General features: G+C 68.8%; 22 protein-coding genes. 15 read left to right on the top strand and 7 right to left on the bottom strand.

From position 1 onward, the window contains the following. Window positions 1-45: 45 nt before the first annotated feature. The 3 genes from paaA to STHE_RS12840 form a co-directional block, all read right to left on the bottom strand. Window positions 46-963 carry a 1,2-phenylacetyl-CoA epoxidase subunit PaaA gene (gene paaA / locus STHE_RS12850; RefSeq protein WP_012873022.1) on the bottom strand — a complete coding sequence of 306 codons (918 nt, stop codon included), beginning with the start codon at window positions 961-963 and terminating at the stop codon, window positions 46-48. Further along, complete coding sequence (locus STHE_RS12845) at window positions 960-1595, bottom strand: TetR/AcrR family transcriptional regulator (RefSeq protein ID WP_012873021.1); 636 nt, start codon at window positions 1593-1595, stop codon at window positions 960-962. The genes paaA and STHE_RS12845 overlap by 4 nt, the downstream gene beginning before the upstream one ends. Window positions 1596-1812: 217 nt before the next feature. Continuing rightward, a complete protein-coding gene (locus STHE_RS12840) occupies window positions 1813-3009 on the bottom strand; it encodes a thiolase family protein (protein ID WP_012873020.1) in 1197 nt (398 codons plus the stop codon). A gap of 224 nt (window positions 3010-3233) precedes the next feature. Between STHE_RS12840 and STHE_RS12835 the strand changes: the two genes are divergently transcribed. Continuing rightward, window positions 3234-4280 (top strand): NAD(P)/FAD-dependent oxidoreductase, encoded by a 1047-nt coding sequence (locus tag STHE_RS12835; protein ID WP_174265941.1) that lies wholly within the window; start codon window positions 3234-3236, stop codon window positions 4278-4280. A 136-nt stretch (window positions 4281-4416) separates the two neighbouring features. On the opposite strand, the gene STHE_RS12830 is transcribed toward STHE_RS12835, so the two are convergent. Further along, window positions 4417-5358 carry an alpha/beta fold hydrolase gene (locus STHE_RS12830; protein WP_012873018.1) on the bottom strand — a complete coding sequence of 314 codons (942 nt, stop codon included), beginning with the start codon at window positions 5356-5358 and terminating at the stop codon, window positions 4417-4419. 97 nt (window positions 5359-5455) lie between these two features. Here STHE_RS12830 and STHE_RS12825 point away from each other — a divergent pair, with 97 nt between their 5' ends. From STHE_RS12825 to STHE_RS12785, 9 genes are all read left to right on the top strand, one after another. Next, the gene (locus tag STHE_RS12825; RefSeq protein ID WP_012873017.1) at window positions 5456-5941 is read left to right on the top strand and encodes a flavin reductase family protein; all 486 of its coding nucleotides are present in this window, start codon (window positions 5456-5458) and stop codon (window positions 5939-5941) included. Window positions 5942-5981: 40 nt separating this feature from the next. Further along, window positions 5982-6221 (top strand): hypothetical protein, encoded by a 240-nt coding sequence (locus STHE_RS12820; protein ID WP_148220090.1) that lies wholly within the window; start codon window positions 5982-5984, stop codon window positions 6219-6221. Window positions 6222-6341: 120 nt separating this feature from the next. Continuing rightward, window positions 6342-6848, top strand: a complete 507-nt coding sequence (locus STHE_RS12815; protein ID WP_041400581.1) for a TlpA family protein disulfide reductase — start codon at window positions 6342-6344, stop codon at window positions 6846-6848. Between the two features lie 109 nt (window positions 6849-6957). Continuing rightward, the gene (locus tag STHE_RS18580) at window positions 6958-7851 is read left to right on the top strand and encodes a L,D-transpeptidase family protein (RefSeq protein WP_169308204.1); all 894 of its coding nucleotides are present in this window, start codon (window positions 6958-6960) and stop codon (window positions 7849-7851) included. A 68-nt stretch (window positions 7852-7919) separates the two neighbouring features. Then, window positions 7920-10439 (top strand): hypothetical protein, encoded by a 2520-nt coding sequence (locus tag STHE_RS12805; RefSeq protein ID WP_012873013.1) that lies wholly within the window; start codon window positions 7920-7922, stop codon window positions 10437-10439. Between the two features lie 638 nt (window positions 10440-11077). Beyond that, window positions 11078-12301: a hypothetical protein gene (locus STHE_RS12800; RefSeq protein WP_012873012.1), complete on the top strand. Its 1224-nt coding sequence runs from the start codon at window positions 11078-11080 to the stop codon at window positions 12299-12301. Window positions 12302-12334: 33 nt separating this feature from the next. Continuing rightward, complete coding sequence (locus STHE_RS12795; protein WP_012873011.1) at window positions 12335-13978, top strand: ABC transporter substrate-binding protein; 1644 nt, start codon at window positions 12335-12337, stop codon at window positions 13976-13978. A 10-nt stretch (window positions 13979-13988) separates the two neighbouring features. Then, the gene (locus STHE_RS12790; protein ID WP_012873010.1) at window positions 13989-14990 is read left to right on the top strand and encodes an ABC transporter permease; all 1002 of its coding nucleotides are present in this window, start codon (window positions 13989-13991) and stop codon (window positions 14988-14990) included. After that, window positions 14983-16002, top strand: a complete 1020-nt coding sequence (locus STHE_RS12785) for an ABC transporter permease (RefSeq protein ID WP_012873009.1) — start codon at window positions 14983-14985, stop codon at window positions 16000-16002. Before STHE_RS12790 ends, STHE_RS12785 begins: the two co-directional genes overlap by 8 nt. Window positions 16003-16010: 8 nt before the next feature. Here STHE_RS12785 and STHE_RS12780 read toward each other — a convergent pair whose 3' ends face one another. Continuing rightward, window positions 16011-16619, bottom strand: a complete 609-nt coding sequence (locus STHE_RS12780) for an O-methyltransferase (RefSeq protein ID WP_012873008.1) — start codon at window positions 16617-16619, stop codon at window positions 16011-16013. 166 nt (window positions 16620-16785) lie between these two features. Between STHE_RS12780 and STHE_RS12775 the strand changes: the two genes are divergently transcribed. The 3 genes from STHE_RS12775 to STHE_RS12765 all read left to right on the top strand — a co-directional run bounded on the left by STHE_RS12775 (window position 16786) and on the right by STHE_RS12765 (window position 19254). Then, on the top strand, window positions 16786-17886 hold the full coding sequence (locus STHE_RS12775; RefSeq protein ID WP_012873007.1) for a DUF362 domain-containing protein: 1101 nt from the start codon (window positions 16786-16788) through the stop codon (window positions 17884-17886). Between the two features lie 10 nt (window positions 17887-17896). Continuing rightward, window positions 17897-18598: a uracil phosphoribosyltransferase gene (gene upp / locus STHE_RS12770; protein ID WP_012873006.1), complete on the top strand. Its 702-nt coding sequence runs from the start codon at window positions 17897-17899 to the stop codon at window positions 18596-18598. Between the two features lie 200 nt (window positions 18599-18798). Then, entirely contained in the window at window positions 18799-19254 is a 456-nt protein-coding gene (locus tag STHE_RS12765; protein WP_012873005.1) for a hypothetical protein, read from the top strand. 6 nt (window positions 19255-19260) lie between these two features. On the opposite strand, the gene STHE_RS12760 is transcribed toward STHE_RS12765, so the two are convergent. Both STHE_RS12760 and STHE_RS19075 read right to left on the bottom strand, forming a co-directional pair. Continuing rightward, window positions 19261-21300 (bottom strand): S8 family peptidase, encoded by a 2040-nt coding sequence (locus STHE_RS12760; RefSeq protein WP_012873004.1) that lies wholly within the window; start codon window positions 21298-21300, stop codon window positions 19261-19263. 140 nt (window positions 21301-21440) lie between these two features. Next, a complete protein-coding gene (locus tag STHE_RS19075) occupies window positions 21441-22916 on the bottom strand; it encodes an MptA/MptB family glycosyltransferase (RefSeq protein ID WP_012873003.1) in 1476 nt (491 codons plus the stop codon). Window positions 22917-23068: 152 nt separating this feature from the next. On the opposite strand from STHE_RS19075, the gene STHE_RS12750 reads away from it, so the two are divergent. Beyond that, window positions 23069-24625, top strand: a complete 1557-nt coding sequence (locus STHE_RS12750) for a M1 family metallopeptidase (protein ID WP_012873002.1) — start codon at window positions 23069-23071, stop codon at window positions 24623-24625. Between the two features lie 168 nt (window positions 24626-24793). Next, the gene (locus STHE_RS12745) at window positions 24794-26020 is read left to right on the top strand and encodes a M28 family peptidase (protein WP_012873001.1); all 1227 of its coding nucleotides are present in this window, start codon (window positions 24794-24796) and stop codon (window positions 26018-26020) included. Window positions 26021-26075: the final 55 nt, after the last annotated feature.

The following is a 26075-nucleotide window of genomic DNA, read 5'->3' as shown; positions in this document are numbered from 1 at the left end:
AAGGGGGCCTGGGGTGCGGGGAACGAATGACGCACTCGTCTCGACCTACGCCACCAACTCCGCGCCGCCGGTGATCGCCTCGCGGACCCAGGCGGTCTCCTCGTAGGAGAGTCGCCGGAAGCCGAGGCGCTGCTGCGACGCAGGGCCATTGCCCCGCGCCACCGCGACCAGCTTGTCCCAATCGATCTCGCTGTAGACCCAGCGCCCGGTCGACTCGTCGAAGCGCAGCTTCGGGTCGGGGATGCGGAGCCCGATCTCCCGGATGCGAGGCACGTACTTGGTCAGAAAGTCTTGTCGCAGGTCCTCGTTTGGACGCGACTTGATCGCCCAGGCGAGGTCCTTGTCCTGCTCGGGCGGTGTCGGCGGGCCGTAGAACATCATCAGCGGTTCCCACCACCGCTCGAGCGCTTCCTGCATCATCGTCCGCTGCTTGGCGGTGCCCATCATGGCCGTGAGCACGATGTCCTCACCGTGCTTGAGGTGGAACGCCTCCTCCCAGCAGATGCGGCGCATGGTGCGGGCATAGGGGGCGTAGCTGCTCTTGAGCAGCGCCGACTGGCTGATGACCGCGGCGGCGTCGACCAGCCAGGCGATAATGCCGACATCCCCCCAGGAGCGAGTCGGGTAGTGGAACACGTTGTGGAACTTGCTCTTGCCGGAGATGAGGTCGGCGAAGATCTGCTCGCGCGGCTTCCCCAGGTCCTCCACCAGCCGGTAGAGCAACTGGGCGTGGCCCACCTCGTCCTGGATCTTCGCGGTCACGGCGAGCTTGCGCTGGAGCGTCGGCGCGCGGAGGATCCAGTCGCGCTCCGGCAGCGCGCCCATGATCTCGGAGTTAGCGTGCATCTCGATGAAGCGGATCAGCCGCTGGCGGTACTCGTCGGGCATCCAGTCGCCCGCCTCGACCTTGCGACCAGACTGAACCGCTCGCTTGAATTCCTCGACCCGCTGCTCGTCGGTCATGCCGCACCTCCAGCGTGCTCCGTACTCCTCCCCTCTCCCACCCGGGGAGAGGGGCCGGGGGTGAGGGGGCCATCCGCTCCCAATGCGCCCAGCACCATCGCGGCGTACTGGCGCGCGAATTCATCCGGCGGGATCGGCCCGGCCGGGTCGTACCACTGATAGGTCCAGTTCAACGCCGAGAGGACAAACAGCGTCGCCAGCCTCGGGTCTTCAACCCGGAAGACGCCGGTTTCCACGCCGTCCGCGATCGCCCGGGTGAAGTACGCCTCGTAGGCGTCACGCCGCTCCTGGATCTGCGCCTTGCGCTCCGGCGAGAGGAAGCGCCACTCGTGGAAAAAGACGGTGGCGTTGCCGATCTCCCGGGCGATGACCGCAAGGTGTGCCTCGACCAGCCGGGCCACGCGCTCCGCGGGCGGCAGGTCCGGCGGGACCGCCGCGGCACCGGCCAGGAAGAGATCCGCCGCGTGGGAAACGATCTCGAAGAGGATCTCCTCTTTCGACGCGATGTGGGCGTAAAGGCTGCCACCCTGGAGGTTGACGGCTCTCGCCAGGTCGCGCATCGAGGTGACGTGGTAGCCGGCTTCGCTGAACAGCCGGCCGGCCGCGGTCATGATCTCGGTCCGCCGATCCATGCGGGCTCCAAACGAACGCTTGTTAGGTGAACCTCGCAACCCTCTTGTACCGGAACCTCACACTGTTGTCAAGCTGCGCTGGGATTCCCGCGAGGGCTGCCACTGAACGGTGGCGCAAGTGGCGCGCCAGCAAACAGGAACGCGGGCGCCTCGCTCGCCTCACCAACCTGCGCTGGGTTGGCGAAGGACGGACGAGACGCCCGCGATTCGGTTGTCGTCAGGCGACTCGCTCGACGACCATGGCGATGCCCTGGCCGACACCGATGCACATGGTCGCCAGGCCGAAGGCGACATCCGGCTGCCGCTGCATCTCGTGCAGCAGTGTCGTCATGATCCGCGCGCCGGAGCAGCCCAGCGGGTGGCCCAGGGCGATCGCCCCGCCGTTCGGGTTGAGGCGCGGATCCTCCGGGTCCATGTGCCACTCGTGCAGCACCGCCAGCGACTGCGCCGCGAACGCCTCGTTCAACTCGATCAGGCCGAGGTCATTGAAGCTGATCCCGGCCCGCTCCAGCGCCTTGGCGGTGGCGGGCACCGGACCGATACCCATGATGCGCGGCGGCACCCCGGCGATCGCCACGCTCCGGACCTTCGCCAGCGGCCGCAGGCCGTGCGCCCGGGCGTACTCGTCGGAGACGACCAGCACGGCCGCCGCACCGTCGTTGATCTGGCTGGAGTTGCCGGCGGTTACCGTGCCGCCCTCGCGGAACACCGGGCGCAGCGCTGCCAGCTTCTCCAGGGAGGTGTCGGGGCGCGGCCCCTCGTCCTGCGCGACCACACCGTCCTTGACCTCGACGGGCACGATCTCGTTACGGAACTTTCCCGCCTCGATCGCGGCGATCGCCTTCTGGTGGCTCCGCAGCGCAAATCGATCCTGCAGCTCGCGGGGGATCCGGTACTCCTCGGCCAGGTTCTCGGCCGTCTCCCCCATCGATTCGGTGTGGCCCATCGCCTTCATCTTGGGGTTGACGAAGCGCCAGCCGAGTGTCGTGTCGTAGGCCGTGACGTTGCCCGACTGGTAGGCGCGCTCAGGCTTGGGCATCGCCAGCGGGGCGCGGCTCATCGACTCGACCCCACCGCCGATATAGACGTGGCCCTCGCCGAGCATGACGGCACGCGCCGCGTCGGCGATCGCCTGCAGGCCCGAACCGCACAGCCGGTTCACCGTGCAGCCGCCAACATGCTCGGGGAAGCCGGCCAGGAGCAGGCTCATGCGCGCGACGTTGCGGTTGTCCTCGCCTGCCTGGTTGGCGCAGCCCATGTAGACGTCCTCGACCTCACCAGGTGGCACGCCCGCCCGCTCCATCAAGGCCCGCAGTGCCACCGCCGCGAGGTCGTCCGGCCGGACGCCCGCGAGCGCTCGCCCGTGCTTGCCGACCGGCGTGCGCACCGCCGCGACGATCCATGCCTCGTTCACTACATGCCTCCTCTCGCAGCGGACCGCGCGCCAACCCGCTCGCCGCGCGCGTCCGTGCGGCTCCCGTTCGTGTCGTGCCCCCGGATTATACCCGCGCCAGTCGGCGCTCCCGGGCAAATGGGTATCGTCCCTCCAGGTATAATCATAAGGAATATGGGGTGAAGGACCCGCCGCGATCGACACGCGCGGGCACACGCGGTGGGTCATGACTGGCATGGGAGAGCGTGGGAGTGGCCGATACGCGCGATATCTACGACGTGACCATCATCGGGGGCGGGCCGGTCGGCCTGTTCGCCGCGTTCTACGCCGGCATGCGTGGCATGCGCACCAAGATCGTCGACTCGCTCGACGAGCTCGGCGGCCAGCTCATCGCGGTCTACCCGGAGAAGTACATCTACGATGTGGCCGGCTTCCCCAAGATCCTGGCCAAGGACTACGTAGCCGGTGCGGTCGAGCAAGGCCTCTCCACCGGCGCCGTCACCGCACTGGGTGAAGAGGTTCGCGCACTGGAGCGGTTCGAGGACGAGCGGCTGTTCCGCCTCGTGACCAACAAGGCCGAGCATTGGACGCGGACCGTCATCATCTGCGCCGGCGTCGGCGCGTTCGAGCCGAAGCGCCTGACCGCCCCCGGCGTGGCCGAGTTTGAGGGGCGTGGCGTCCACTACTTCGTCCGGGGCCTCGACCAGTTCCGCGACAAGGACGTCGTCATCGTCGGCGGTGGCGACTCGGCGGTCGACTGGGCGTTGACGCTGGAGCCGATGGCGCGCAGCGTCACGGTGATTCACCGCAGCAAGTTCCGCGCGCACGAGAAGTCGGTGCGTGATCTGGAAGCCTCGTCGGTCAAGCTCCACTACCCCTTCTACGAGGTGCTCGAGGTCCGCGGCAACCACCACCTGGAGGAGGTCCACTTCCACCACACGCGAACCGGCGAGCGACACGTGATCCCGGCCCAGGAGATGATCATTGCTATCGGCTTCTCGGGACGGCTCGGCCCGCTCGCCGAGTGGGGTCTGGAGATCGAGCGCAACAGCATCGTGGTCGACCCGATCACGATGGAGACGAACATCCCGGGAGTCTTCGGTGCGGGCGATATCGTGACCTACCCGGCCAAGTTCAAGCTGATCGCGACCGGCGTGGCCGAGGCGGTCAGCGCGGTGAACCACGCGATGGTCTACATCGACCCCTCCGCCCGGCTCGACCCCGGTCACTCGACCAACATCATGGAGAAGAAGGCCCGGGCCGCCGCGGCGGCAGCGAGCGCGGAGGAGTAGGGGCGTCATACGTCATGCGTCATCAATCCGCGTGATGGGTGTTCAGTGCAGGGCGCGGCCTCCTGCCTTCCGCCTAGCACCCACGACGCCACCCGGATGACCTGTGACGTGTGACGCATGACGCATGACGTCAACCTCACCCCTCCGGCAGTGCATTTGGGATCGGCTCCCCGGCAACGAAGAGCGCGATCAGGCGGCCGAGCGCGAGCGGGCGGTCTTCGGGGATGAAGTGGTTGGCGTTGGGGAACGCCTGCACCGTCGCCCTCGGCAGGAGCGAACGTACGTCGTCCAGTTCGCCGCGGCCGAAGGTCGGGTCGCGCAGGCCCCAGACGATCAGGGCCGCCCCGGGGTAGGCAGCTAGCGCCGCCCGCCAGCGGGCGAAGTCGTCCGGTGAACCGATCCTCTCGCGTACCATCGACAGCAGGACCGACTTGAAGCCGTGGGCGAACGGCCACCAGTAGTGGTCGAGCGCCTCGGGGGTGAGCCGGCTGGTCCGGGCGAGATAGGGGCGCATCGCCAGCCCGAGCATCCACCGCCGCGCCAGCGCCATCGCACACTCACCCACTAGCGGGAGGCGCAGCAGCGTCAGCGGCGAGGCTCCGTGCCAGCCCGTGACCCGCAGGCTGGTATTCGTCACCACCAGGTGCGTGTAGCGCTCCGGCTCCCGTGCGATAAGGTCGGCCGCGACCAGTGCCCCGAGGTCGTGCCCGACGAGCGCGCAGCGGTCTATGCCCAGTCGGTCGAGGAGCGCGGCCACGGCGTCGGCCTGAGCAGGAACCGCGTACGAGCGGCCGCGGGGTTTGTCTGAGTAGCCGAATCCGGGCAGGTCCGGCGCCAGCGCCCGGTTGGTCCGCGCGACCACCGGCACGACGTCACGCCAGAGGAACGAGGAGGTCGGCACGCCGTGCAGCAGGAGGACCGGGAAGCCGGTCCCCTCATCGAGGAGGAAGAGACGGAGTCCGTCAGCGATGACCCACTGTCCCCGCGCGGCGAATTCATCCGCCGCGCCGGGCGCGAGCCGGTCATCGAAGCTCTCACCGTCGACGGTCATCTCCGGTCCGCTCTCACCCTTCGCCACGGCACGTCTCCCGCGATCGAGCGACGATAACGGCCCTCGTCCATCGCTTTCGCACGCGCGAGGCCGCGGCAGCCGCGCCACGTGGAGAGGAGCACGAATGGTCGATCCAGACCTGTTTCGCGATGTCCTGGCCCGCTTCGTGAGCGGCGTGGTGGTCGTGACCACCGCCAACCCGGACGGTTACCACGGCATGACTGTGTCCTCGTTCTGCTCCGTCTCGCTCGATCCGCCGCTCGTCCTGGCCTGCATCAACCGGGAGACGCAGGGCCACGACAAGCTGGAGCGCGCGCCGGCCTTCGCCGTCAACATCCTCGCCCGCGACCAGTCATTCCTGGCCGATCAGTTTTCCGGACGCGCGCCGCTGGCCGACCCGACGTTCGCACGGGTTCCACACCGCGTCGGCGCGCTCGGCACCCCGCTGATCGAGGGCTGCGTCGGTTGGATCGAGTGCCGCCCGTGGGCGCGCTACCCGGGTGGTGACCATACCATCGTGGTCGGGCAGGTGGAGCATGTCGCCCTCGGCGAGGCCGACGACCCGCTGGTCTACTTCGACCGCGCCTTCACCGAGCTGGCCTGGGGGTAAGCGACCGGCCCCCGGCTCCGGTTGAAGAGAACCGGAAGGCGTGGCTAGAATACCCGTGGGCGACTTGCGAGAGGATAGGGTCGTGCGCCTCGCCATCACCGCCAACCAAGCCCGCACCGTGGCCGGCCTGCACGAGCCGGTCGAGATCCTGGTCCAACTCAGCGCCATGCGCTCCGCTCCGAACGCCATCGGCGTCGCTGCTTCCCTGGCCGTTAGCAGGGTACAGCAGCCAACCGTGCTGTTCGCCTCGGCCAGGCGCGCTGTTCCGTTCCTTGATTAGCGAGGGGTGTTCATGCACGCGGACTCGAACGCCAACCGCGGCTCCCACATTCCGGACAGCACCGCATCGGATACTGCCTCGCCGGCCAGATCCGCTACCGGCTTGTCCAGCGTGCCCCTGATGTCCCTCGCCGTCGTCGTGCTCCTGATTACGGGTTTCCTCGTCTACACCTTCGCCTTCGCCGGCAACTCCGGCGGCGTGGTGGAGCCCGGCAAGAAGGCACCCAACTTCGAGCTTCCCGGCCTCAACGGGGAAACCGTCCGGCTCTCCGACTACCGAGGGCAGGTGGTGCTGGTCAACTTCTGGGCGACGTGGTGCAAGCCGTGCCAGATCGAGATGCCCGAGTTCCAGGCGGTCTACGAGAAGTACCGCGATAACGGATTCACGATCCTCGGCGTTAATCAAGCGGAGCCCCCAGAACTCGTGCGTCCGTACGTCGAGGAAGGGGGCTACTCGTGGACCTTCGCGCTCGACGAGAAGGGGAAGATCTCGGAGCGCTACGCGGTCTACGGGATCCCGCAGAGCTACCTGATCGATCGCGATGGCAAGGTCGTCTACATGTGGCTTGGCATCGCGACGCAGGACTCGCTCGAGAGTCAACTCGCGAAACTGGGGATTGGGGCATAGCGCCCGGATAGGATCGGTGCCTGTGGCGCTCGTACGTCGGCAGACCCGCCTCGGGCCTGCAAGACTTGTGATCCCGCTGCTTTTCGTCTCCGTTTCAGCTGTGATCGCAATGGTCGCGGCAGTCTATGCGCAACCGGTGCCCAGCGACGCGGCTCAGCGAAACATCCTCCCGACGCCAACGCCAGAGGTACCAGCCGCCGCGGCCAGCCCGACCAGCACGCCAACGCCGACCCCGACGCCAACGCCGACCCTGACGCCAACGCCCACTCCGACTCCGGAGCCGACACCGACTCCGACACCGACCCCGGAGCCGACACCAACGCCGACCCCAACGACCGGGCTCGCCGGTCCCGGCTGGGCTGAAGCGATCCGGACACCGGACGGCGCCATGATGGGCAGGGTGACGACCGGGAGCCTGAATATCCGCTCCGCGCCGCGCCTCGACGCCGATGTGGTCGATACGACGTACGCCGGCCACACGCTCGCCATCTACGAAGAAGTCCAGGGCGACGACGTGGAGGGGAATACTGTCTGGTACCGGCTCGGAGGGGAGCGGTACGTCTCGGCTGCGTATGTCGAGCCGTTCGTGGCCGATGCACCCCCGGAGATCTTCGACGGCCACTGGGTGGACGTGAACCTGAGCACGTTCTACGCGGTGGTCTACGACGGCGACACGCCGGTCTACGCCGCCATTATCACCGCCGGGCGCGACGGCAGGACGCCGCTGGGCATCTTCCAGATCGAGCGCCGGGTGCGCAATGAAACAATGGACTCGGCCACGGTCGGCATCCCCGAGGGCCATCCCGAGTACTATTACCTGGAGAACGTCCAGTTCACTCAATACTTCAAGGCGGGCGGTTACGCAATACACCAGAACTGGTGGACTCCGCCGTGGCAGTTCGGCGGTTACGGGAGCAATGGCTGCATCGGCCTGCTCCTGCATGATGCCGAGTTCTTCTGGAACTTCCTCGACTTCGGCTCGATCGTGCACATCCACTACTAGTGCGCACTGCGTACTGCGTACTTTCCCCCACTCCCCTGGTGGGAGAGGGTTCGGGGTGAGGGGAACGCATGACGTCGACGACGGACCACGCACCACCCAGTACGCAACACGCGGCACGCAGCGCAGAGGACCGAACCCGCGCTCCGGCTCGGCCAGGCCCGCCACGCATCTACCTCCTGGCGTTCACCGCACTTGCGTTGGTGATGACCTGGCCCCTGGCCCCCCACGCCGGTTCGGCCGTGCAGGATCTGGGCGATCCGCTCTATGAGATCTGGACGATGCGCTGGACGCAGCACCAGCTCCTGCGCGATCCCACGAACCAGTGGCACGGCAACACGGCGTACCCTTTCCGCTACTCCCTGCTCTTCTCAGAGCCACGGTTGAGCACGTCCCTGCTGGCCTGGCCGGTCCAGATCCTGACCGGCAACGACGTGCTCACCTACAACCTGCTCTTCCTGAGCACCTTCGTCGTGCTCGGGACCGGCGTCGCGCTCCTTGTTCGGGAGTTGAGCGGCAGCTTCGGCGCGGGACTGCTGGCCGGAGCGTTCGCCGCTTACACTCCCTACCGCTACGGCCACCTGAGCCACCTGAACCTGCTCAGCTACGGCTGGATCCCGCTCACGATCTGGGCGCTGGTCCGATTCACCCGGCACCGCCGCCCCCGCGACGCAGCGCTCGCCGCCGGGTTCCTCACCGTGCAGGTCCTTGCCTCCGACACGCTGGCACTGATGGCACTCGGCATGGTGGGGCTGGTCATCCCGTTCCTCCTCTGGGAGGCGCGCCGACGACTCACGCCGGGCCTCATCGCCTGGATCGCGCTGGTCGTGGGCATTCCCGTGTTGGCATTCGCGCCAATCGTGCTCGCGCGGCTGGAGGTGAACCGTGAATACGGCTTCGCCCGCGACCTGGAGCTGGTGCGGACTTTCGCAGCCAAACCGACCAGCTACATCGCGGTCAGCCCGCTCAACCACCTCTGGCGCGAGACGCTGCCCCACGCCTACCCGAACCCACTCTTCCCCGGCGCTGTCGCTGTCCTTGGCGCGCTGCTGGGCCTCGGGCTGGCCGCGCGGCACCGCGGGCCGTGGGTCGCCTACGCAACCCTCCTCATAGTCATCGGCGTCGTCCTTTCCCTCGGTCCCGACACCACCATCGGCGAACGCACCGTCACGCTCCCCTACCGCTGGCTGTACGACTGGGTTCCTGGCATGACCGCCATGCGCGACGTGGCGCGTTTCGGCATGGTGGCGCTGCTCGGACTCCAGATCCTTGCCGGGCTCGGCCTCGCCACCGCCTGGTCAACGCTTCGTCCCCGGCTACCGGCGGCTCGGGCCGGGGTAATCGGCGGCACGCTGCTCCTGCTGCTGGCAGGCGCGGCTTTGGCCGAGTATCGCAGTGATGTGGGAACCGAGCGGGTGCCGCGCGACCCGGACACCGTCGCGGTGTACGACTGGCTGGCGACCCAGCCGCGCGGCGCGGTCTTCGAACTCCCAGCCAACGGCCTCTGGGCCGATGTGACGGAGACGACACGACAGATCTACTATTCGACACGCCACTGGCAGCCGATCGTCGCAGGCTACACCAGCTTCCTCCCGGAGCGGTACGTGCGACTCATGAGCGGCCTGCACGACGACAACCCGGAGACACCGTCGCGCATCGACGCCGACAACGTCGGTGTCCTGCAGGACATCGGCGTCCGCTACGTCGTGGTCCACCACCACGACGCACCGGGCTACGACTGGCAGGCGGCCGTGGCCGCCGCCGACCGCCTCCCGGAACTGGAGCGGGAAGGCGAGTTCGGCAACGCGACCGTCTACCTCGTCCACCCTGCGGCTCGGGCACCGGTGTCGTACCGGCTCAGCGCGCCCACCACCGCCCTCCCGGATGCCACCTTCCCGGCTGTGTTGACCGCCATCAACCCGAACAGCAACCAGGCGGTCACAACCCTCGACCGCCCACCAGCGGCCAAGGCGGTCTGGACCGATCCCGGAGAGCAGGTGGTCAAGGAAGCAACGGTCCCGCTGGACCTCCCGGTCGTGATCGACCCAGACGACCGGCAGATCCTGGTAGCCGTCCCGACGCCGGCGCAGCCCGGCCGCTACCACCTCCGCCTGACCGCGGGGGCGTTGGGTGCCACGCTCGAGCAGGAGGTCGAGATCCGACCCGCTTCGGCGCCGCGGGGAGAGACTCCCGTCCGCCTCGCCGCCGTTGAGTGGGAGCAGCGCGTGTATCGGCCCGGCGACAAGATCACCGTCACGGTGCACTGGGCAGTCGAGCGTCCGATGGACAGCGATTTCTCCGTGACGGTCCAGGTCATCGACGAGGCCAAGCGCGTCGTCGCCCAGCACGACAGCCAGCCGTTCGACGGAGCACTGCCGACGAGCCGCTGGCAGCCCGGCGCCACCATCGCCCTGCCCGCGTCGCTGCGCCTGCCCGACACACTGCCGGACGGCCCCTTGCGCCTACTCGTCGCTCTGTACGATCCGACGACTCCCGACCTTCCGCGCCTGCCCATCACCCTTCCCACCGGTGACGTGGCGCCCGAGGGATTCTTCGGCCCTCTCGACGTGGAACGCAGTCCGACCGACTAACAGCGGGAATCCGCTCGCACCGATCCACGGGCCACCATCGAATGCCGCCGTCTGTGTCCGGGGCGGGTGGTGGGAGAGTCCGCGAGCCGTGGCGCATGCCCGGGGGTGAACCCCCGGGCTCACAACGAAAGCCCGCTGAAGCGGGCTAAGAGCGTAGCAGGTCTCAGACCCGGACAATACGGTGTTGGCGGCTCGGCCCGTGCCCGGGGCTAAAGCCGCCGGGCTAAATAGATGGGTAAGCCCACTGAAGGGGCTGCGTTGCCGACATGCCGGCGTATCCGATCCGACCTCCCACCGGACGCAGTGATCCCAGCCCCTTCAGTCGGCTTCGCTGTGTCAGCCCGAGGGTTTACCCCCGGGCACGCGCCACGACACCGGGATCCTCGTGCCACCCGTCCCGGGCACTTGGCACGGTGCAGGGGTCATCGCACCACCCATCCCCGGGCACGCGCCACCGACGTAGAGCCCCACAATACCGGAAGCGCTCACCACCGATAACCTGCCGCGCGTCACTCACCAGACCCCACCGAAGGAGTCCGCCTCACGCGCAGCTTGCTCGTGGCAACCATTGTGCGGCGGGCGAATGAGTATTGCGTGCGGGCCAACCGAATAGTCCAATCGCCACAGAGGAGTGTGTCATGGTCCGGCAGGCGATCATCTCCGGCGGCGTGGCCTACCATTACGGCTTGCTCCAGCCTGGCCAGCCCTTCGCCGGCTTCGAGGTGCTCGACGTCGGCGATCTCGCAGGGGTGGACCTCAACCGGTACGACCTCGTGGTGGTGCCGCGCTCGACGGACGGCGAGGCACTTCGCGCCCGCCGCTACCAGATCGCCCGCTTCCTGGATCAGGGTGGCGTACTGCTGGCCTTTGGCGAGTTGTGGGCGGACTGGTTCCCAGGCTGCCGGTGGGAGGAGGAGTGCGTCGAGGACACGCTGGAGCCGGTGGTGACCGCACCGGATCACCCCATCGTGGCGGGGTTCAGTGCCACCGAGCTGCACTGGCACCCCGCGCGGGAGCACTGGTGTTGCCACGGTCACCTGGTGGCGCCACCGGGCGCCGAGGTGCTCGTGCGGAACGCGCGGGGCGACCCCTGGCTCTACGTCGATCGCGTCAGCACCAACGGGGTGATCGTGGCTACCAGCAACCTCGATCCCGACACCCACACCTTCCACGGGAGCGCGGTCGCCAGCCGGTTCTTGGACAACCTGCTCGAATGGGCCCGCGCCGAAGCCGCCGCCAGCCGCAGTCGCCGCGGCAGTCACCCGCGCAAGATCGCCGGGCTCTACTCCGGCGTCCACTTCCAGCGCGCCTTCTACGATGACCCGGAGTTCGCACCGGCCTTCGCCGTCCTCCCAGTTTGGGAACTGGAGGCGGTTAACCTCAACGACTATGCCGCGCTGTGGGTCCCTCGCGAGAGCAACCAGACGCTGCTGACGCGTAACCGCGCGAAGATCCAAGCCTACCTGCAGGCTGGCGGGATCCTGGTGTGCTTTGAGGAGGTGAACCAGCCGTGGCTCCCGGTCGGCACGTGGCAGCCAGAGCGGCCCAATCTCGACACGCTCACACTGGGAAACCACCCGCTTGTGGCCGGACTTACGGTCGATGATGTCCGGTGGCACTCGCACGGTCGCTACGAGCGGCACCCGAACGCCCAGGTGCTCGTCGGGGATGGTAACGGCGCCGTCTTGCTCTTCCTGGACGAGCAGACGTTCCCCGGCGCGGTGCTCGCGGGCACGATGGACCCGGACTGCCACGCCGGGTTCGGGACCGAGACGACGCGCCCCCTGCTGCGGGCGATCCTGGGTTGGCTGGAGCGGCAGAAGCGACTCGCGCCGGCCCTGAAGGCGACAGCGGCATCGTAGCTCCGCACTCGGGACGGGGACGGGAGGTGAGTGGTGGTCCGGCTGACGCGGCGCACGCTCCTGCACCGGGGCGCCCTCCTCACCGGTGGCGCCGCGGCCTCGGCGATGCTCGCCCGCTGCGGCGGTGGTCAGGCCCAGCAGGGTGGCGCACCACCGACCAGCACCTCGACAACCGACGCGCCTATCTCGGTCACCACGCCCACCGCACCCGTCGAATCCCCGGCGCAGGCGGTGGACGCCGTGCGCTTCGCCTGGTGGACCGACGTCGGTTATCCGAACCCCTTTCAGGTTTCCACAACCGGGCCAGGGGGTGCTGTCCTGCTGACGCTCATTTACGACACGCTCACCTGGAAGGACGAAGAGGGCATCATCCCGTGGCTCGCCGAGCGCTGGGAAGCCACTCCCGACGGGACGGAGTACACCTTCTGGCTTGTGTCCGGAGCCACCTGGCATGACGGGCAGCCGCTAACCGCGTCCGACGCCGTCTTCTCCTTCCAGTACTACCGCGATCACCCGTACCGCTGGATGGCGATCCCGATGGTCGCCTCCGCGGAGGAGGGACAGGACGACGGCTCCCTGCGTATGACCCTCACGCAGCCCTACGCGGCCTTCCTGGAGGAGATCGCCGGGATCGTCCCCATCGTGCCGCGCCATGTCTGGGAGAGGGTGGCAGACCCGACCACCTACGAGGGGGAGGATCGCGCCATCGGAAGCGGGCCCTTCACATTGGCCGCCTACGATTCGGCGGCCGGTGCCTATCGCCTGAAGGCCATCGAGGGGTACTGGCGAGGCCGCCCACGCGTCCGCGAGTGGCAGCAGTTCACCGTCCCGGCCGAGGCCCGGGTTCAGGTCGTGCAGCAGGGAGACGCCGACCTGTCCTTGAGCACCGACGCCTCGGTCGAAACTCTCATTGCTGACAACTCGTCCCTCCGCGTCTTCGCGACGGCGCCCCTCTCGCTGGTCCGCCTCGTCTGCAACACCGGGCGAGCGCCGTTGGACCGGCGGGAGGTGCGGCAGGCCATCGCCTACGCGCTCGACCGCGCCCGCATCGCGGAGACGATCACCCGCGGGCCGGCCATCGTCGGCAGTGCCGGGGTTGTGCCACCGGAGACGCCCTGGTTCAACCCGTCGCTGCCGCAGTACCCGTACGACCCGGAGCGTGCCCGCACGCTGCTCGGCGGCGAACAGCTCACTATCGAGTTGATTGCCGACACCGGCGCGCGCGAGCCCGACCTCATGGCACCGATGCTGGCCGCCGTGGGCATTACCCTCGACGTCAAGCGGGTTGACGCCCCGACACGCACCCAATTGCTGTCGGAGGGCAGCTTCCAGCTTGCCCTCACCAGCCACATCGGCGTCGGTGGCGATCCCGACTACCTGCGGCGCTGGTACGCGGGCGAGGAGGCCAACGCCTTCGCCCAGGGCTCGATCTTCCGCCACGACGAGTACGCGCGCCTCGGCGAGGAGGCTGCGGCCACGCGCGACCCCGAGCGGCGCCGTGAGATCGTCTTCCGCATGCAGGAGATCCTGGCCGAGGAGCTGCCGACCATCGTCCTCTATCACCGGCGCTTCTACTGGGTCTACGACCCGCGCGTCTTCACGCCGATGGAGACCTGGGGTGGGCTGATGAACGGCATCCCCTTTCCAAACAACAAGCTCACGCTGATCGAGAGTTGAGGGGACCGCCGTGCGTCGCGACCCGGCCCGCCTGCTGGTCCGCTATCTGCTCCTTGCCGCCGCGGTGGTGCTGCTCAACTTCCTGATCCCGCGGCTGCTGCCGGGTGACCCGCTCGACCCGGGCGGCGCCGAGGGGATGACGGCCGCGATGCCCCTCCCGGCCAAGGCCCGGGCACAGATCGCCGACTACTACGGCCTCAACGAACCGCTCGGGCGGCAGTTGATCGGCTACCTCGGCGACCTCGCCCGCGGCGACCTCGGCTGGTCCATCGCGCAGCCCGCGCCCGTCTCGCGGCTCATTCTTGAGCGCCTCCCCTGGACGCTGGCGCTGATGCTAACGGCGCTCGCGCTTTCAACCCTGCTGGGCACTGCGCTCGGCCTGCTGGCCGGCTGGCGCGCGGGCAGGGCGCTTGACCGCGTGCTCGTTTCACTGAGCGGGGCGCTCAGCGCGATCCCGGAATTCCTGATCGGCATTGGCCTGCTGGCGGTCTTCAGCGTCGGGCTCGGCTGGTTCCCGCTTATGGGTGGGCGGACCGTCTTCGCGGCGTACGGCGACGGGGCCGGCGCCACTGTGCAGCGGTTGGCAGATGCGGCATGGCACCTGGCCCTGCCCGCCACCGCGCTCGCGCTGGCCGGGGTCGCCGGATTCCTGCTGCTGGCCCGCGATACGACGGCCGGGCTGCGCGGCGAATCCTGGCTTACCGTGGCCCACGCCAAGGGGCTGCCCGTGCGGCAGATCGTCCTGCGGCACGCCCTGCCGAACCTGGCGCTGCCGCTGCTGACCTTCTTCAGCCTGCGCCTCGGCGCCGTCCTGGGCGGGGCGCTCGTCGTCGAACGCGTCTTTGGCGTTCCCGGCCTGGGACTGCTGGCCTTCCAGGCGGTCCGCGCCCGGGACTACCCGGTGCTGCAGGCCGAGTTCCTGCTCGCCAGCCTCGGGGTGCTCCTGGCGAACCTCCTGGCCGAGCTGGCCTACCTCCGGCTCGACCCGCGCGGAGGGACAGGCCATGGCTGAGCGAACCGACCGCCACCACTGGGCACCGCCGCTGCACGCTGATCCAGATCACCGGAAGCAGAGTCACCCGGCGCGGCACAACGCCGCGCGGCGGTTCCCCGGCACCCGTCCCCGGCTCTTCTGGTTCGGATGCGGGCTGCTAGCCGTGAGCGGCATCCTCGCGATGTTCGGGCCGTGGCTCGCCCCGTACGATCCGACGTTGCCGGTCGGCCCGCCGCTGCAACCACCGGGAGCGGGCCACCCACTCGGCACCAACGACATCGGCCAGGACGTCCTGAGCCAGCTCATCGCCGGGGCGCGCACCTCGCTCGTCGTGGCCCTCGCCGTGGCCACGATCTCGGCCGCGCTTAGCTGGCTGGTCGGATTGGCAGCCGGGCTCTCCCGGCGGTTGGAGGCGCCCCTCATCGGGCTTGCCGACCTGTTGCTTGCCCTGCCGAGCATCCCGCTCTACTTGCTGATCGTCACCCTGGTCGGGCCGAGCCAGACCAACCTGATCCTCACCCTCGGTCTTCTCTCCTGGCCGGCCTTCGCCCGGGTGGTCCGCAGCGTCGTCATCCGCATCCGGGCCGAACCGTACGTCGAGGCAGCCCGCGGCCTTGGGGGCAGTAGCGTCCACGTCGCCCGGCGGCACCTCCTCCCGGCAACTCTCGACATCCTGCCGACCAAGGTGATCCTCACCGTGCGCTTCGCCATCTTCGCCGAGGCCACGCTTGCGTTCCTGGGGCTGGCGCAGAGCGGCACGGTGAGTTGGGGGTCGATGCTGAGCTGGGCCTTCAGCGACCCGCTGCTCTTCGCGCGGCCGGTCTGGCCCTGGCTCGTGCTCCCTCCGGCGGTGGCCATCGCCACGGTTATCCTCGCCACGACCTGGGTCACCACCGGCCTCCAGCACGCCCCGGCCACCCACGCGTCGGGCACGCCGGCCGAGACCGCAGGCCGCCACCTGGCGCGAGCCGCCCCGCTCCCGGCCGAAGGCCCTCAGCGGGGAGAACCCCTTGCGGGCCGGTTCAGCTAGGTCATGGCTTACCGCTTGACGGTGAACTCGATGCCGCGCTCGAAGGGCAAGGTCACGGTGACCACATCGTCGCGGCTGCGGACCAGTTCCTGGAATGCCGTGCAGTCGTGGGAGACGACGTTGTCGGTCAGCACCAGGCCGCCAGGGCGGACCTGGTCGATGACCGCCAGGAAGAGGCGCCCGTAGTCGTCCTTCTCGGCGTCGATAAACACGAGGTCGAGCGGCCCGTCCACGTCGGCGGCGAGGACCGCCGCGTCCCCGGCGCGGACCTCCGCCACCTCCGCCAGTCCGGCCTCGGCGAGGTTGCGGTTCGCCGCCTCGACGCGCTCCGGCAGGATCTCGCTGCCAACCACCCAACCACCGAGCTCCCGCGCGGCCAGCGCGAGCCAGATGGTCGAGTAACCGTTCGACGAGCCCATCTCGAAGATGCGACGGGCGCCGGTTGCGCGCACAGTGGCGTAGAGGAACGATCCGGTCGGCGCCGTGATGTTGCGGGTCCGCCGCGACTGCGGCAGCCCCGCGTCCCGCTGCGCCTGATCCGCTGCCCGCAACCGGTCCAGCACGGCCTGCGCCCGCGCATCGGCCACCGCATGCTCGGGGTATTTCGGCGTCCCCATCCAGCGCGATCCTTCCCAGCCCTGCTCATTCCTGGCGCGAAAGCAGGCCCGATTGTCCCGGCACGCCTCGCGCGGTGTCAAGCCTGGACATGCCCGGGCCCAATCGCATCCCCGGGCGGCTATACTGGCGGCCGCGAACCGCCCTGATTCTGGGAGAGCGGGGACGATGCGCATCCTTCGCAGCGGCCGAGTCGCCGGCCTGACTATGGCGCTTGGGGCCACCGGGGCCACGATCCTGGCTGCGCGCCGGATCATCCCGGCGGCCGAGACGCTGCTTTCCGACACCGGGCCGACGATGCCGCTCCCGGCCCCCAAGACGAACGCCTACGTGGACGAGAGCGGCCGCAGCCTGGTTGCCGTCACCACGGCCCCGGACCCGGCGGAGGGCGTGAGGCGCGCCATCGAGGTGCTTGGCGGGCTGGAGCGACTGAACATCGCCGGGCGGAGGGTGCTCATCAAGCCGGACGCGGCATCCGGTATTCCCGCGCCCGCGTCCACCAGCCCTGGAGCGCTGGAGGCGATTATCCAACTCGTGCAGGACCACGGCGCGCGGGAGGTGATCGTGGGAGAGATGGCCGGTCCACCCTGGCACGACACGACGGCTCGGGTGTTCCGCAGCGGCCTGCTCGACGTGATCGAGAACAACGGGGCACACTTTGTCGACTTCCGCTACGACCGGTGGGTTACCGTGCCGCTGGGTGACCGCGCCCGGGCGATCAAGGCGGTCTCGATCCCCCAGTCGGTTTACGAAGCAGACGTGATCGTCGGCGTGCCGGTGCTCCCGCCCCACCGTCCGGAATCGGTCGCGCCCAGCCTTGCGCTCTGGTCGGGGATCGTCCACCCGCGAACCCAGGTGGCGGCCCGCGCCGCGCGCGACCGGGGCCGTGCCGCGGCGGAGATGAACCTCGCCTTCCGTCCGGACCTCCTGGTGCTGGACGGCGGCTCGGCACAGCGATATACGACGCATACGGGCCTGTTCCTGGCGAGCGGCGACCGGATCGCGCTGGACGTCTGCGGAGCCGCGGTGCTGGCCACGCTCGATCGCGGGTCCCCGCGGCGCAGGGCCGGACTCTGGGAGCAGGAGCAGATCCGGGCTGCGATCGCGCTCGGTCTGGGTGCGCCGGAGCCCGGGCAGGTGAAGCTCGTGCCAGACCCGAAACGGGCAGATGACCCATTGCTTGCACGGTGGTTGGATGATATCCAACGTCTGACCGGCGTCGCCGCCGGTAGAGGGGGACTATCGTCCGACCGGCGTTACCGCCGGTAGAGGGAGGACTATGGACGGGACACACGCACCGGCACCAATGCGGGGACGCAGCCAGCCGGCTCGCGCAGAGATCGCGCAGCACCCGCGACTGACGGTCCTCGAGCACCCGCTGCTCGCCACCCAGGTCACGCTGCTGCGCGACATCCGCACTCCGGCGCCTGAATTCACACGCGCAATCGAGGAGGTGACACGTTTCCTCCTCTGGGCCGCGCTCGCGGACACGGCCACGGCCCCGATGCCCGTGCCGGGGCACAGCGGCACGCCCGTCCCTGGTCACCGCCTCGCGGAGCGCGTCGCTGCGCTTGCAATCCTCCGCGCCGGGTTGGGCATGCTGGAGCCGATTCGGAACCTGCTCCCGTCCGCGCCGCTTTACCAGATCGGCGTCCGCCGAGACGAAGCCACGCTCCAGCCGTCCGTGTACTACACGAACCTGCCTGAATCCTACGCCGAGATCGACCACCTGCTGCTGCTCGACCCGATGCTGGCCACCGGCGGGTCACTCCGCGCCGCCCTCGAGATCGTCCGGGAGGGCTACCACGGTCGGGTGTCGGCGCTGGGCATCATCGGCGCCCCGCTCGGGGTTCAGACCATGCTCGACGCCGACCCTGAGGTGCGGATCTTCCTCGCCGCGCTCGACGACCACCTCAACGACCGCGGCTTCATCATCCCGGGCCTCGGCGACGCCGGCGACCGCATCTTTGGGACGTTGTAGGGGGATGACGCCCGTCCCCCCTGCTTTCCGGCGAGGAGTCTGTGCCCGGGGGTAAACCCCCGGGCACTCACCGCCGCTCGTTGCGTCACGCAGCCGCGCTGATGACGGTCAGCATCCTGTCCCGCCCGGCACGTACATTGCGTGTTCCGGGAAACCAGTCCTATAGAGCCTGCAGCGTGCGGAGATGAGGAGTTGCACTGATGGCTGATTACGAGCGAGAGCGCCGCGTCCGCGAAGAGCGGCGGGTCGAGGAGACCAGTCCGGTTGACCCACCTGGAGAATACCGTCGCCGCGTAGAGCACGAGGTCGTCCACGAGCGTGACCCGGCGCAGGAAGTCCTCCGGCGCCGGGCCATCTTTCAGCGAATCGCGACCGTGGTCTGGACGATCATCGGCTTCATCGAGGCACTCATCGGCCTGCGAGTCCTCCTGAAGTTGATCGCCGCCAACCCCGACAACGCGTTCGTCAACGGGGTCTACGACTTCAGCGGCGTCTTCGTCAACCCGTTCCTGGGCATCGTGAACGATCCGCAGAGCGGCAACTCCGTGCTGGAGATCAACTCCCTCATCGCGATGGTGGTCTATCTCCTCATCGGCTGGGGGCTGGTTCGCCTGATCTGGCTCATCTTCTACACCACTGAGCCGACCGAGGCGTAGCACCCCTCACCACTGCGGCCCGCGGGCAAGCGGAACCGGGTTCTCCGGCGCCGCCCCTTCCGGCGGGTACTGGCCGGTGCGCCACTGGTAGTAGTGGCGCCCGACGTTGCCCATCTCGACCTTCCAGCCCTCGGGATTGTCCGGCGCGTAGGTCAGGCAGCGCCGCTCGAAGCACTGCACCAGCACATCGCGCATTTCCCCTGCCAGCTTCACCCGCGCCCAATAGGCCTCGGTGATCGGGTAACCGCTGGCATAGAAGGCGGGATCAAAGAGTGGTCCGGTTTGATACTGGCCGTCCCGCAGCACGAGCCCGCTGCTGCTCAGGTATTCGGCAAAGACGCTGGCGATCCGGTGCCCGGTCTCCGGGATGTAGTCGACCGCGGTAACACCGTAGGCCGCGAGGCGCTCGTCGGACCCGACGCGCCCATCCTGGTCCAGCGTCTGGGTGATGACCGTTCCCTCGTCCAATGCGGGGACGTCGACCAGCCCGGCGAACGTGGCATAGCGCGGGCCGGACGGATCATCCGGGTCACCCGCGACCGGGATGTTGGCCGGTGATCGCTGCTCGAAGCTGTTGTGGCCGAGCTGGAGCGCCCCGGTGATCATCTCGGTGGCGAGTAGACCGGTGGTCACATACCAGGGGCTGCTGGCGTCGGCGTGGGGATCGGTCACCTCCATGCGCGCCTTGTCGAAGTAGGCCACGAGCCGGTGACCGTGCTGCGTCTCAACGTACGGCTCCGGACCGACCGCGAAGGCCGCCGGACCCCACAGCCAGGTGCGCTGGGTCGCAAGCGCCGCCACCGGCTGGTCCGCCGCCTCCCAGGTGCGGGCAAAAGCGGGCCGGTACGCCTGCCGCACGGCAGCGGCCGCGTCGAGCAGGCCGGCGCCGCCTCCGAGCGTCCCCGCCGGGTAGGTCTGACGCGCCGTCCCGGTCAACGCCGCTCGGATCGCCTCGATCGACATGCCGGGATTGACCGCGCGCATCAAGGCGACCGTACCCGCGACCATCGGCGCGGCGAACGACGTGCCGTGCACCGTCTCCCAGGTGGCGCCGACACCTTCCTGCCAGTGAGCGGAGAGGATCGACATGCCGGGCGCGGTCAGATCGACGCGGCTGACACGCGAGGAGAAGGGAGCCACGTCCGCACCATCGTGCGTGGCAGCGCCGACCGAGATCGGCTCCTGGTACGTGGCAGGAAAGGTGGGGCGGTTCGGGTCGTTTCCGGCCGCCGCGACGACCGGAACATTCCGCTCGTAGGCGTACTGGATCTGCTGGTGGAGCGTGGCGCTCTCGGACTCGGCGCCGAGGCTCAGGTTGATGACACTGGCGCCGTGGTCGACCGCGTAGCGGACGCCGTTGGCGATGGCGCTCACCGGCGCGCCGTCCGCGTCACCCACCTTGACCGGGAGGATGGTCACATCCATCGCCGCTCCGGCGATACCGACGGCGTCGTTGCCCCGCGCCGCGATGATCGCGGCGACGGCGGTGCCGTGCCCCACGTCGTCGGACACGTCCGACCCGCTCTGCAGGAAGTTGTAGCCCTCCAGCACCTTTCCCGCGAGGTCGGGGTGGTCGGCATGGACGCCCGAGTCGACGACCGCCACGACGACGGACGGAGTACCGGTCGTGAGCGACCAGGCGTCGGGCAAGCCGATGGTTCGCACCCAATCTTGATTCGGCAGGAGCGGGTCGTTCGGCTCCCACTGGTAGGTGAAGCGGATGTCCGGCTCCACGTACGCCACAGCCGAGCTGGCGAGCAGCCGGGCGACTCCGTCGGCCGCACCGGTCCGGCCGATGAAGCGCGCCACGTACGTCCCCGGCACATACTCCAGCGGCTTCAGAACGGCATCGCCGACCAACGTGTGCAGTGACTGGAACTGATAACGCGCCTCCGGACGGAGCGCGACGATCCAGTCGGTGGACGGCGGTGTCTGAGAGATCGCATCGCTTGTGGCGCTGACCGGGAGTGAGCCGAACACGGCCCCAAGCAGCAGCACCAGGAGCGCGGCGACAGCCCGCGGTCCCTTCCCTATCCCTCTGGTCACGCGGATCGCTCCGTTCCCTGCTTCCCCGCTCCGGCGCCTCCGGCACTGATCCCCCGCCGGTGGCTCCAGAGCATCCCCGTAGCTGCAACGAGCGAGCGGCGCTGCGGTTCCCGGCGGCCGGGCTCGGGTGGTCGCTGTGCCTACAATCCGTAGGACGCGTACGAGAGCAGCGACACCAGGAGTATCCCCCAATACACCCGCCGGTACACCGGCCCCGCCGCGAGCGCGAGACCCAAGGGTACCACGAAGTACCAGGTGTGGATGCGAGGCCAGAGGAGAAGGAAGACGGCCAGGGAGGTTGCCCACAGCGCGAGTTCGTCAAAGATTGCCCAGGTTTTCCGCCAACGTGCCCGCCACAACATCCACGCCTGCCACGCGCCAAACGCCGCCAGCGAGAGCGCGACGGTCGCCGGAACACCGAGGCGCACGTGGCCCTCAGTGAGCGTGGCAATGAGCCAGCGCCCGACCACTATCACCGGGTTGTTCACCCCACGGCCCGGCTCGTCGAGCGTGCTCATCAGCACAGCCAGCCCGCCCCAGTAGGGCGCGAACGCTCCGACCGCCAGCAACGCCGCGATGGCGCCCAGCCGCGCTACGATACCCGCCCTCTGCGACGGCGACGCCCGCATCAGGAACCGTGGCCCGACCACGGCGAGAAGCGGCAGCGTTGAGTACTTCACCAGGCCCGAGACCACCAGCCCGGCAAAGGCGAGGTACGGCCGCGCCTGGAGCAGCAGGTAGGCACTGACCAGGACGAGAGCCAGGATCAGCGCGTCGTTGTGGCCGGTCACCACACCTTCGACCAGTACCATCGGGTTCCAGGCGAACGCCAGGTAGGCCCACCCTGCATGCTCCGGCCAGCGGCGCCGCACGAGGACATAGATCAGCCACCCGTCGAGCAGCACCGCCCCAAGCGCCAGCACCTTGAACCGGATCGCCAGGTCCAGCGGGGTCGCGTGTCGGCCCAGGGTGACCACCTCGGAGACCAGGGTCCAGAGCGGGCCGTAAGGGGACGGGATATGGCGCCACTGCCAGTACAGGTAGGGCACGACCGGATCGCCGGGCGCGCCGAGCGCGGCGGTGGTCAGGTAGGGATTGAGGTCGTAGACGCTCGCAAGCCGGCCGAAGATGCTGTAGGAGAAGATGTCGGTGGAGAAGACGGGCGGCACCGTGAGCGCCACCACCCCGAAGGCCACTGCGCCCGCGAGCACCAGGCGATGGTCGATCTGCTTGCCGCGCACCAGCCAGATCAGCCAGAGGTAGATCAGCCAGAGAGCGAGGACACAGGCGCAGGCAAAGATCGCGTAGGGCAGCACCCCCAGCTCCGCGACGTGGGGCACCACCCTGGAGAAGAGCCGGGCATTGCGCGCGAACTCCTGGAGCTTCGGATGCGCCGGAGTTTCTCCGGCTCTGACGGTGACGATCGTGAGCGCCAGCAAGATGGTGCCGAGGACACCACCTGCGCCTATGACTGCGCGATCCCCAGCCCCCAGCGTGCGCCATACGGCCATCGGCCAGTGGCGCGACGGAGCCGCGAGTTCCCGCGCTTCCACCTGCGGTATCTCCACCTGCCGCGCGGCTGAGGCGCGCGGGAGGAACTTACGGTCTGCCGACACGGAACCGCACCTCTTCGCCCCCGCCCTTCATACACGACCGTTGGAGGCGCGACGAGCCGCGTTCCTTCCCGATGCAATCCAGCCGGTCCCGACGTATGCTAGCCTCACAGCGAAACATTCCCTGGACTGCGGTTGCAGAAGGAGGGTAACGGATGCCCCAGCGCGGCGTGCACCATTCGCGCCTCATCGCAGCACTGGTCGCGCTCGCTCTGGTCGCGGCCTGTGGTCGTGCCGGTGGGGAGTCGAGCCCCGGCGACACCACCACACCCCTCGTGCCGACGGCCACCGTTCCCGCGACGGCTACCGCCCCATCGTCGAGCGCGCCTTCCGCCACCGCGACGGTCACCGTTCCATCGCCAAGCACGCCCGCCCCCACCGCAATCCTCACTCCAACACCCGTGCCCTCACCCTCCCTGACGCGGCCGCCCGACCAGCAGGTGGAGCTGCCGGACGTCGACGCCCACTATGACCTCGAGGTCACCGCCTTCGATCCCGGCACCGGCCACCTGGAGGTAGTGGAACGTGTCACACTCCGAAGCCGCAGCGGCCCGTTACCCGAACTGCACTTCACCGTGACCCCGGCCGAGGCGGGATACTTCCAGCTCGACGGCGCGACGCTCGACAACCAGCCGGTCACGCCGGACGTACGCAACGACGGCTTCACGCTCACGATCCCGGCACCTCCCGGAGAAACGGCGATAGTCGGTTTCCGGTTCACCCTCAACCTGCGCCAGGTGCCGGAGGATTGGTACGGCACCGGTCTCGACGGCAACATCGTCCGCCTGGGCTATTGGTTCCCGATCCTCTCCGATGACCACCCGTACCCCAGCACGGCCGACCCGGCGTACACCCGCACTGCGACGTTCGACGTGCGCATCCCGATCCCGCCGGGTTACGTCCTGGCGCATACCGGCGAGGAGGTCACTCGCGAGCCGCTGCCGGACGGCGCCGTCCGGTACCACCTCCGCGCCGAGAACGTGCGCGACTTCGCGATGATCACCGCCCCCAATCTCCAGATCGACACCGCGACGACGGCCGGGGGTGTGCAGGTCGAGCTGTACAGCCTGCCCGGCACGCCCGAGCAGGCCCGGCAGACGGCGCTCTCGGCCGCGGTGCTGGCCCTCGACCGGCTCTCGGAACTGATCGGGCCGTACCCTTACCCGGTGTTCCGCATGGCCGAGGCCGGGCCGTCGCTCCACGGCGGGATCGAGTTCCCGATGCTGGTATACCTGAATTTGAGCGTCAACTGGCTGGACCGGCTGACCTACCACGAAACGGCGCACCAGTGGCTCTACGGGATTATCGGCACCCGCCCGCAGCAGGACCCCTGGATCGATGAAGGAGGTGCCCAGTTCCTCGAAGCCGGCCTCGCATCCGACTTTCAGGAAAAGCCGCCCCCGCCCCCGGGCGGCTATCTCCATCCGCTCGACAGCACCGATGGCGAGCTGCCACCGGGCCCCGGTATCCCCGGCTACGAGTCGATCTACCGCCAGGGGCATGCCTTCTACCAGACGGTGTACGAGAAGATGGGGCCCGACGCCTTCTGGGCGGCGATGCGCGAGCTCTACGAGCGCTTCCGATTCGACATCGTCACACCGTGGGACGTGCTCCTGACGTGGCAGCTCCACAGTCCGGTGGACCTGCGCCCGCTGTTCCGGGACACCTTCTCCTATCCCTGGCTCGATCAACTCCCTCCGCCCGGCGGATGAGGCGCCTCCAGGGAAGCGAGGGTCTGTACGAACACACACCCGCTGTGGGGTTGACGGCCGCGACGCGCCGTGCTGAGATAGGGAAAAGGGGCGTACGAACGAACCTACGCAGGGCACTGGCGCGGCCAGGCTGCCCGAGGACAGCGCGTATCCGAAGGGAGACGCCCGGTGGCCGTCGACCCGAACGACATCGCCACACTCGCAACGAGGATCGGCCCGCGCCCACCCGGCAGTCCCTACGAGCGGCGAGCCGCCGGCTACGTCATCGAGCGCCTGCAACAGATGGGTGTTGCCTCGACGCTCCTGCCGGTACGGATCCCGCGCGGCTTCAACCTCGTCTACGCGACGCTCTTTGTCGTCGCGGCGTTGAGCGTGCCGCTGGCGCTCGTGTCCGAGATCCTCGCCCTGGTAATCAGCCTCGCCGCGCTGGTGCTGGCGGCGCTCGAAGTGACCGGGCGACCCGCGCTTTCTCGCCTCGCCGCGACGCGCATAAGCCACAACGTGCTTGGGCTGATCGCGCCGGCCCGGGGGCTACCGGCCGGGGAACGGGAACAGCCGCGGCGCGTCGTGATCACCGCGCACCTCGACACAGCCCGCTCCGGTTGGCTCTCCCAACAGCCCATCGTCGCGCGGCTCCGCCTGCTGGCCGTGGCGACGGCCGCATCGATGATCTTGCTCCCGGTGCTGCAAGCCGTCGCGCTCGCCACGCCGTCGCGGATCCCGTGGTATGCCTCGCTGGTGCCGCTGGTCATCCTGATCGGGGCCACCGTGCTCCTGCTGCAGCGCGAGCTCCGCGGGGTGCCGGTGGCCGGAGCGAACGACGACGCTTCGGGCGTGGCGGCGCTACTCAGCATCGCGGGTGCCCTGCGACGCAACCCGCCACGCGAGCTGGAGGTCTGGCTCCTCTTTACCGCGGGTGCCGAGGCGGGCGGCGCCGGGATACGCCAGTTTCTCCGTGACAATCTCTTCGATCCCGACCGGACCTCGTTCATCTCCCTGGATTCGGTGGGCGCCGGCAACATACGCTTCACTCGGGGCGAGGGGCTGTTGCTGCTGCGTCGCTCATCGCCCATGCTCTTGCGCATCGCCGGGGAAGTCGCGCGGGAGCATCCCGAGTGGGGGCTGCGGCCTCAGACCCACCGGTTGCCCGCGACCGATCAGTCCGTTGTTCTCCTCCACGGTTACACGGCAATCGGGCTCTTTGCGGCCGATGATCAGGGGTTCATCCCGAACTGGCACCAGACCTCCGACACCCCGGAGCGTGTGGACATCCGCACGGTCGCGCGCGCGGTTGACGTGGCCCTGGCGATGATCCGCCACCTGGACACGTCCGCCAACCACGAGTCCGTTGCCCCCAGCCTCGGCAGCGAGCCCGGCACCACGAGCCGCCCGTGACAACCTGTCCAGGCCGAGAGGCGACCTCCCGTAACTGGTATGGAACATGCGGACC

It is taken from the genome of Sphaerobacter thermophilus DSM 20745, from assembly GCF_000024985.1.
GTDB lineage: Bacteria > Chloroflexota > Chloroflexia > Thermomicrobiales > Thermomicrobiaceae > Sphaerobacter > Sphaerobacter thermophilus.
The sequence above is the reverse complement of the archived record's forward strand: the minus strand, read 5'-3'. Positions and strand labels throughout refer to the sequence as shown.

Excerpts from the sequence above, each read along its gene's own strand:
- paaA (WP_012873022.1), bottom strand. The coding sequence starts at position 963 with ATGACCGACGAGCAGCGGGTCGAGGAATTCAAGCGAGCGGTTCAGTCT.
- STHE_RS12845 (WP_012873021.1), bottom strand. The coding sequence starts at position 1,595 with ATGGATCGGCGGACCGAGATCATGACCGCGGCCGGCCGGCTGTTCAGC.
- STHE_RS12825 (WP_012873017.1), top strand. The coding sequence starts at position 5,456 with ATGGTCGATCCAGACCTGTTTCGCGATGTCCTGGCCCGCTTCGTGAGC.
- STHE_RS12815 (WP_041400581.1), top strand. The coding sequence starts at position 6,342 with ATGTCCCTCGCCGTCGTCGTGCTCCTGATTACGGGTTTCCTCGTCTAC.
- STHE_RS18580 (WP_169308204.1), top strand. The coding sequence starts at position 6,958 with ATGGTCGCGGCAGTCTATGCGCAACCGGTGCCCAGCGACGCGGCTCAG.
- STHE_RS12805 (WP_012873013.1), top strand. The coding sequence starts at position 7,920 with ATGACGTCGACGACGGACCACGCACCACCCAGTACGCAACACGCGGCA.
- STHE_RS12800 (WP_012873012.1), top strand. The coding sequence starts at position 11,078 with ATGGTCCGGCAGGCGATCATCTCCGGCGGCGTGGCCTACCATTACGGC.
- STHE_RS12785 (WP_012873009.1), top strand. The coding sequence starts at position 14,983 with ATGGCTGAGCGAACCGACCGCCACCACTGGGCACCGCCGCTGCACGCT.
- STHE_RS12780 (WP_012873008.1), bottom strand. The coding sequence starts at position 16,619 with ATGGGGACGCCGAAATACCCCGAGCATGCGGTGGCCGATGCGCGGGCG.
- STHE_RS12775 (WP_012873007.1), top strand. The coding sequence starts at position 16,786 with ATGCGCATCCTTCGCAGCGGCCGAGTCGCCGGCCTGACTATGGCGCTT.
- upp (WP_012873006.1), top strand. The coding sequence starts at position 17,897 with ATGGACGGGACACACGCACCGGCACCAATGCGGGGACGCAGCCAGCCG.
- STHE_RS12765 (WP_012873005.1), top strand. The coding sequence starts at position 18,799 with ATGGCTGATTACGAGCGAGAGCGCCGCGTCCGCGAAGAGCGGCGGGTC.
- STHE_RS12750 (WP_012873002.1), top strand. The coding sequence starts at position 23,069 with ATGCCCCAGCGCGGCGTGCACCATTCGCGCCTCATCGCAGCACTGGTC.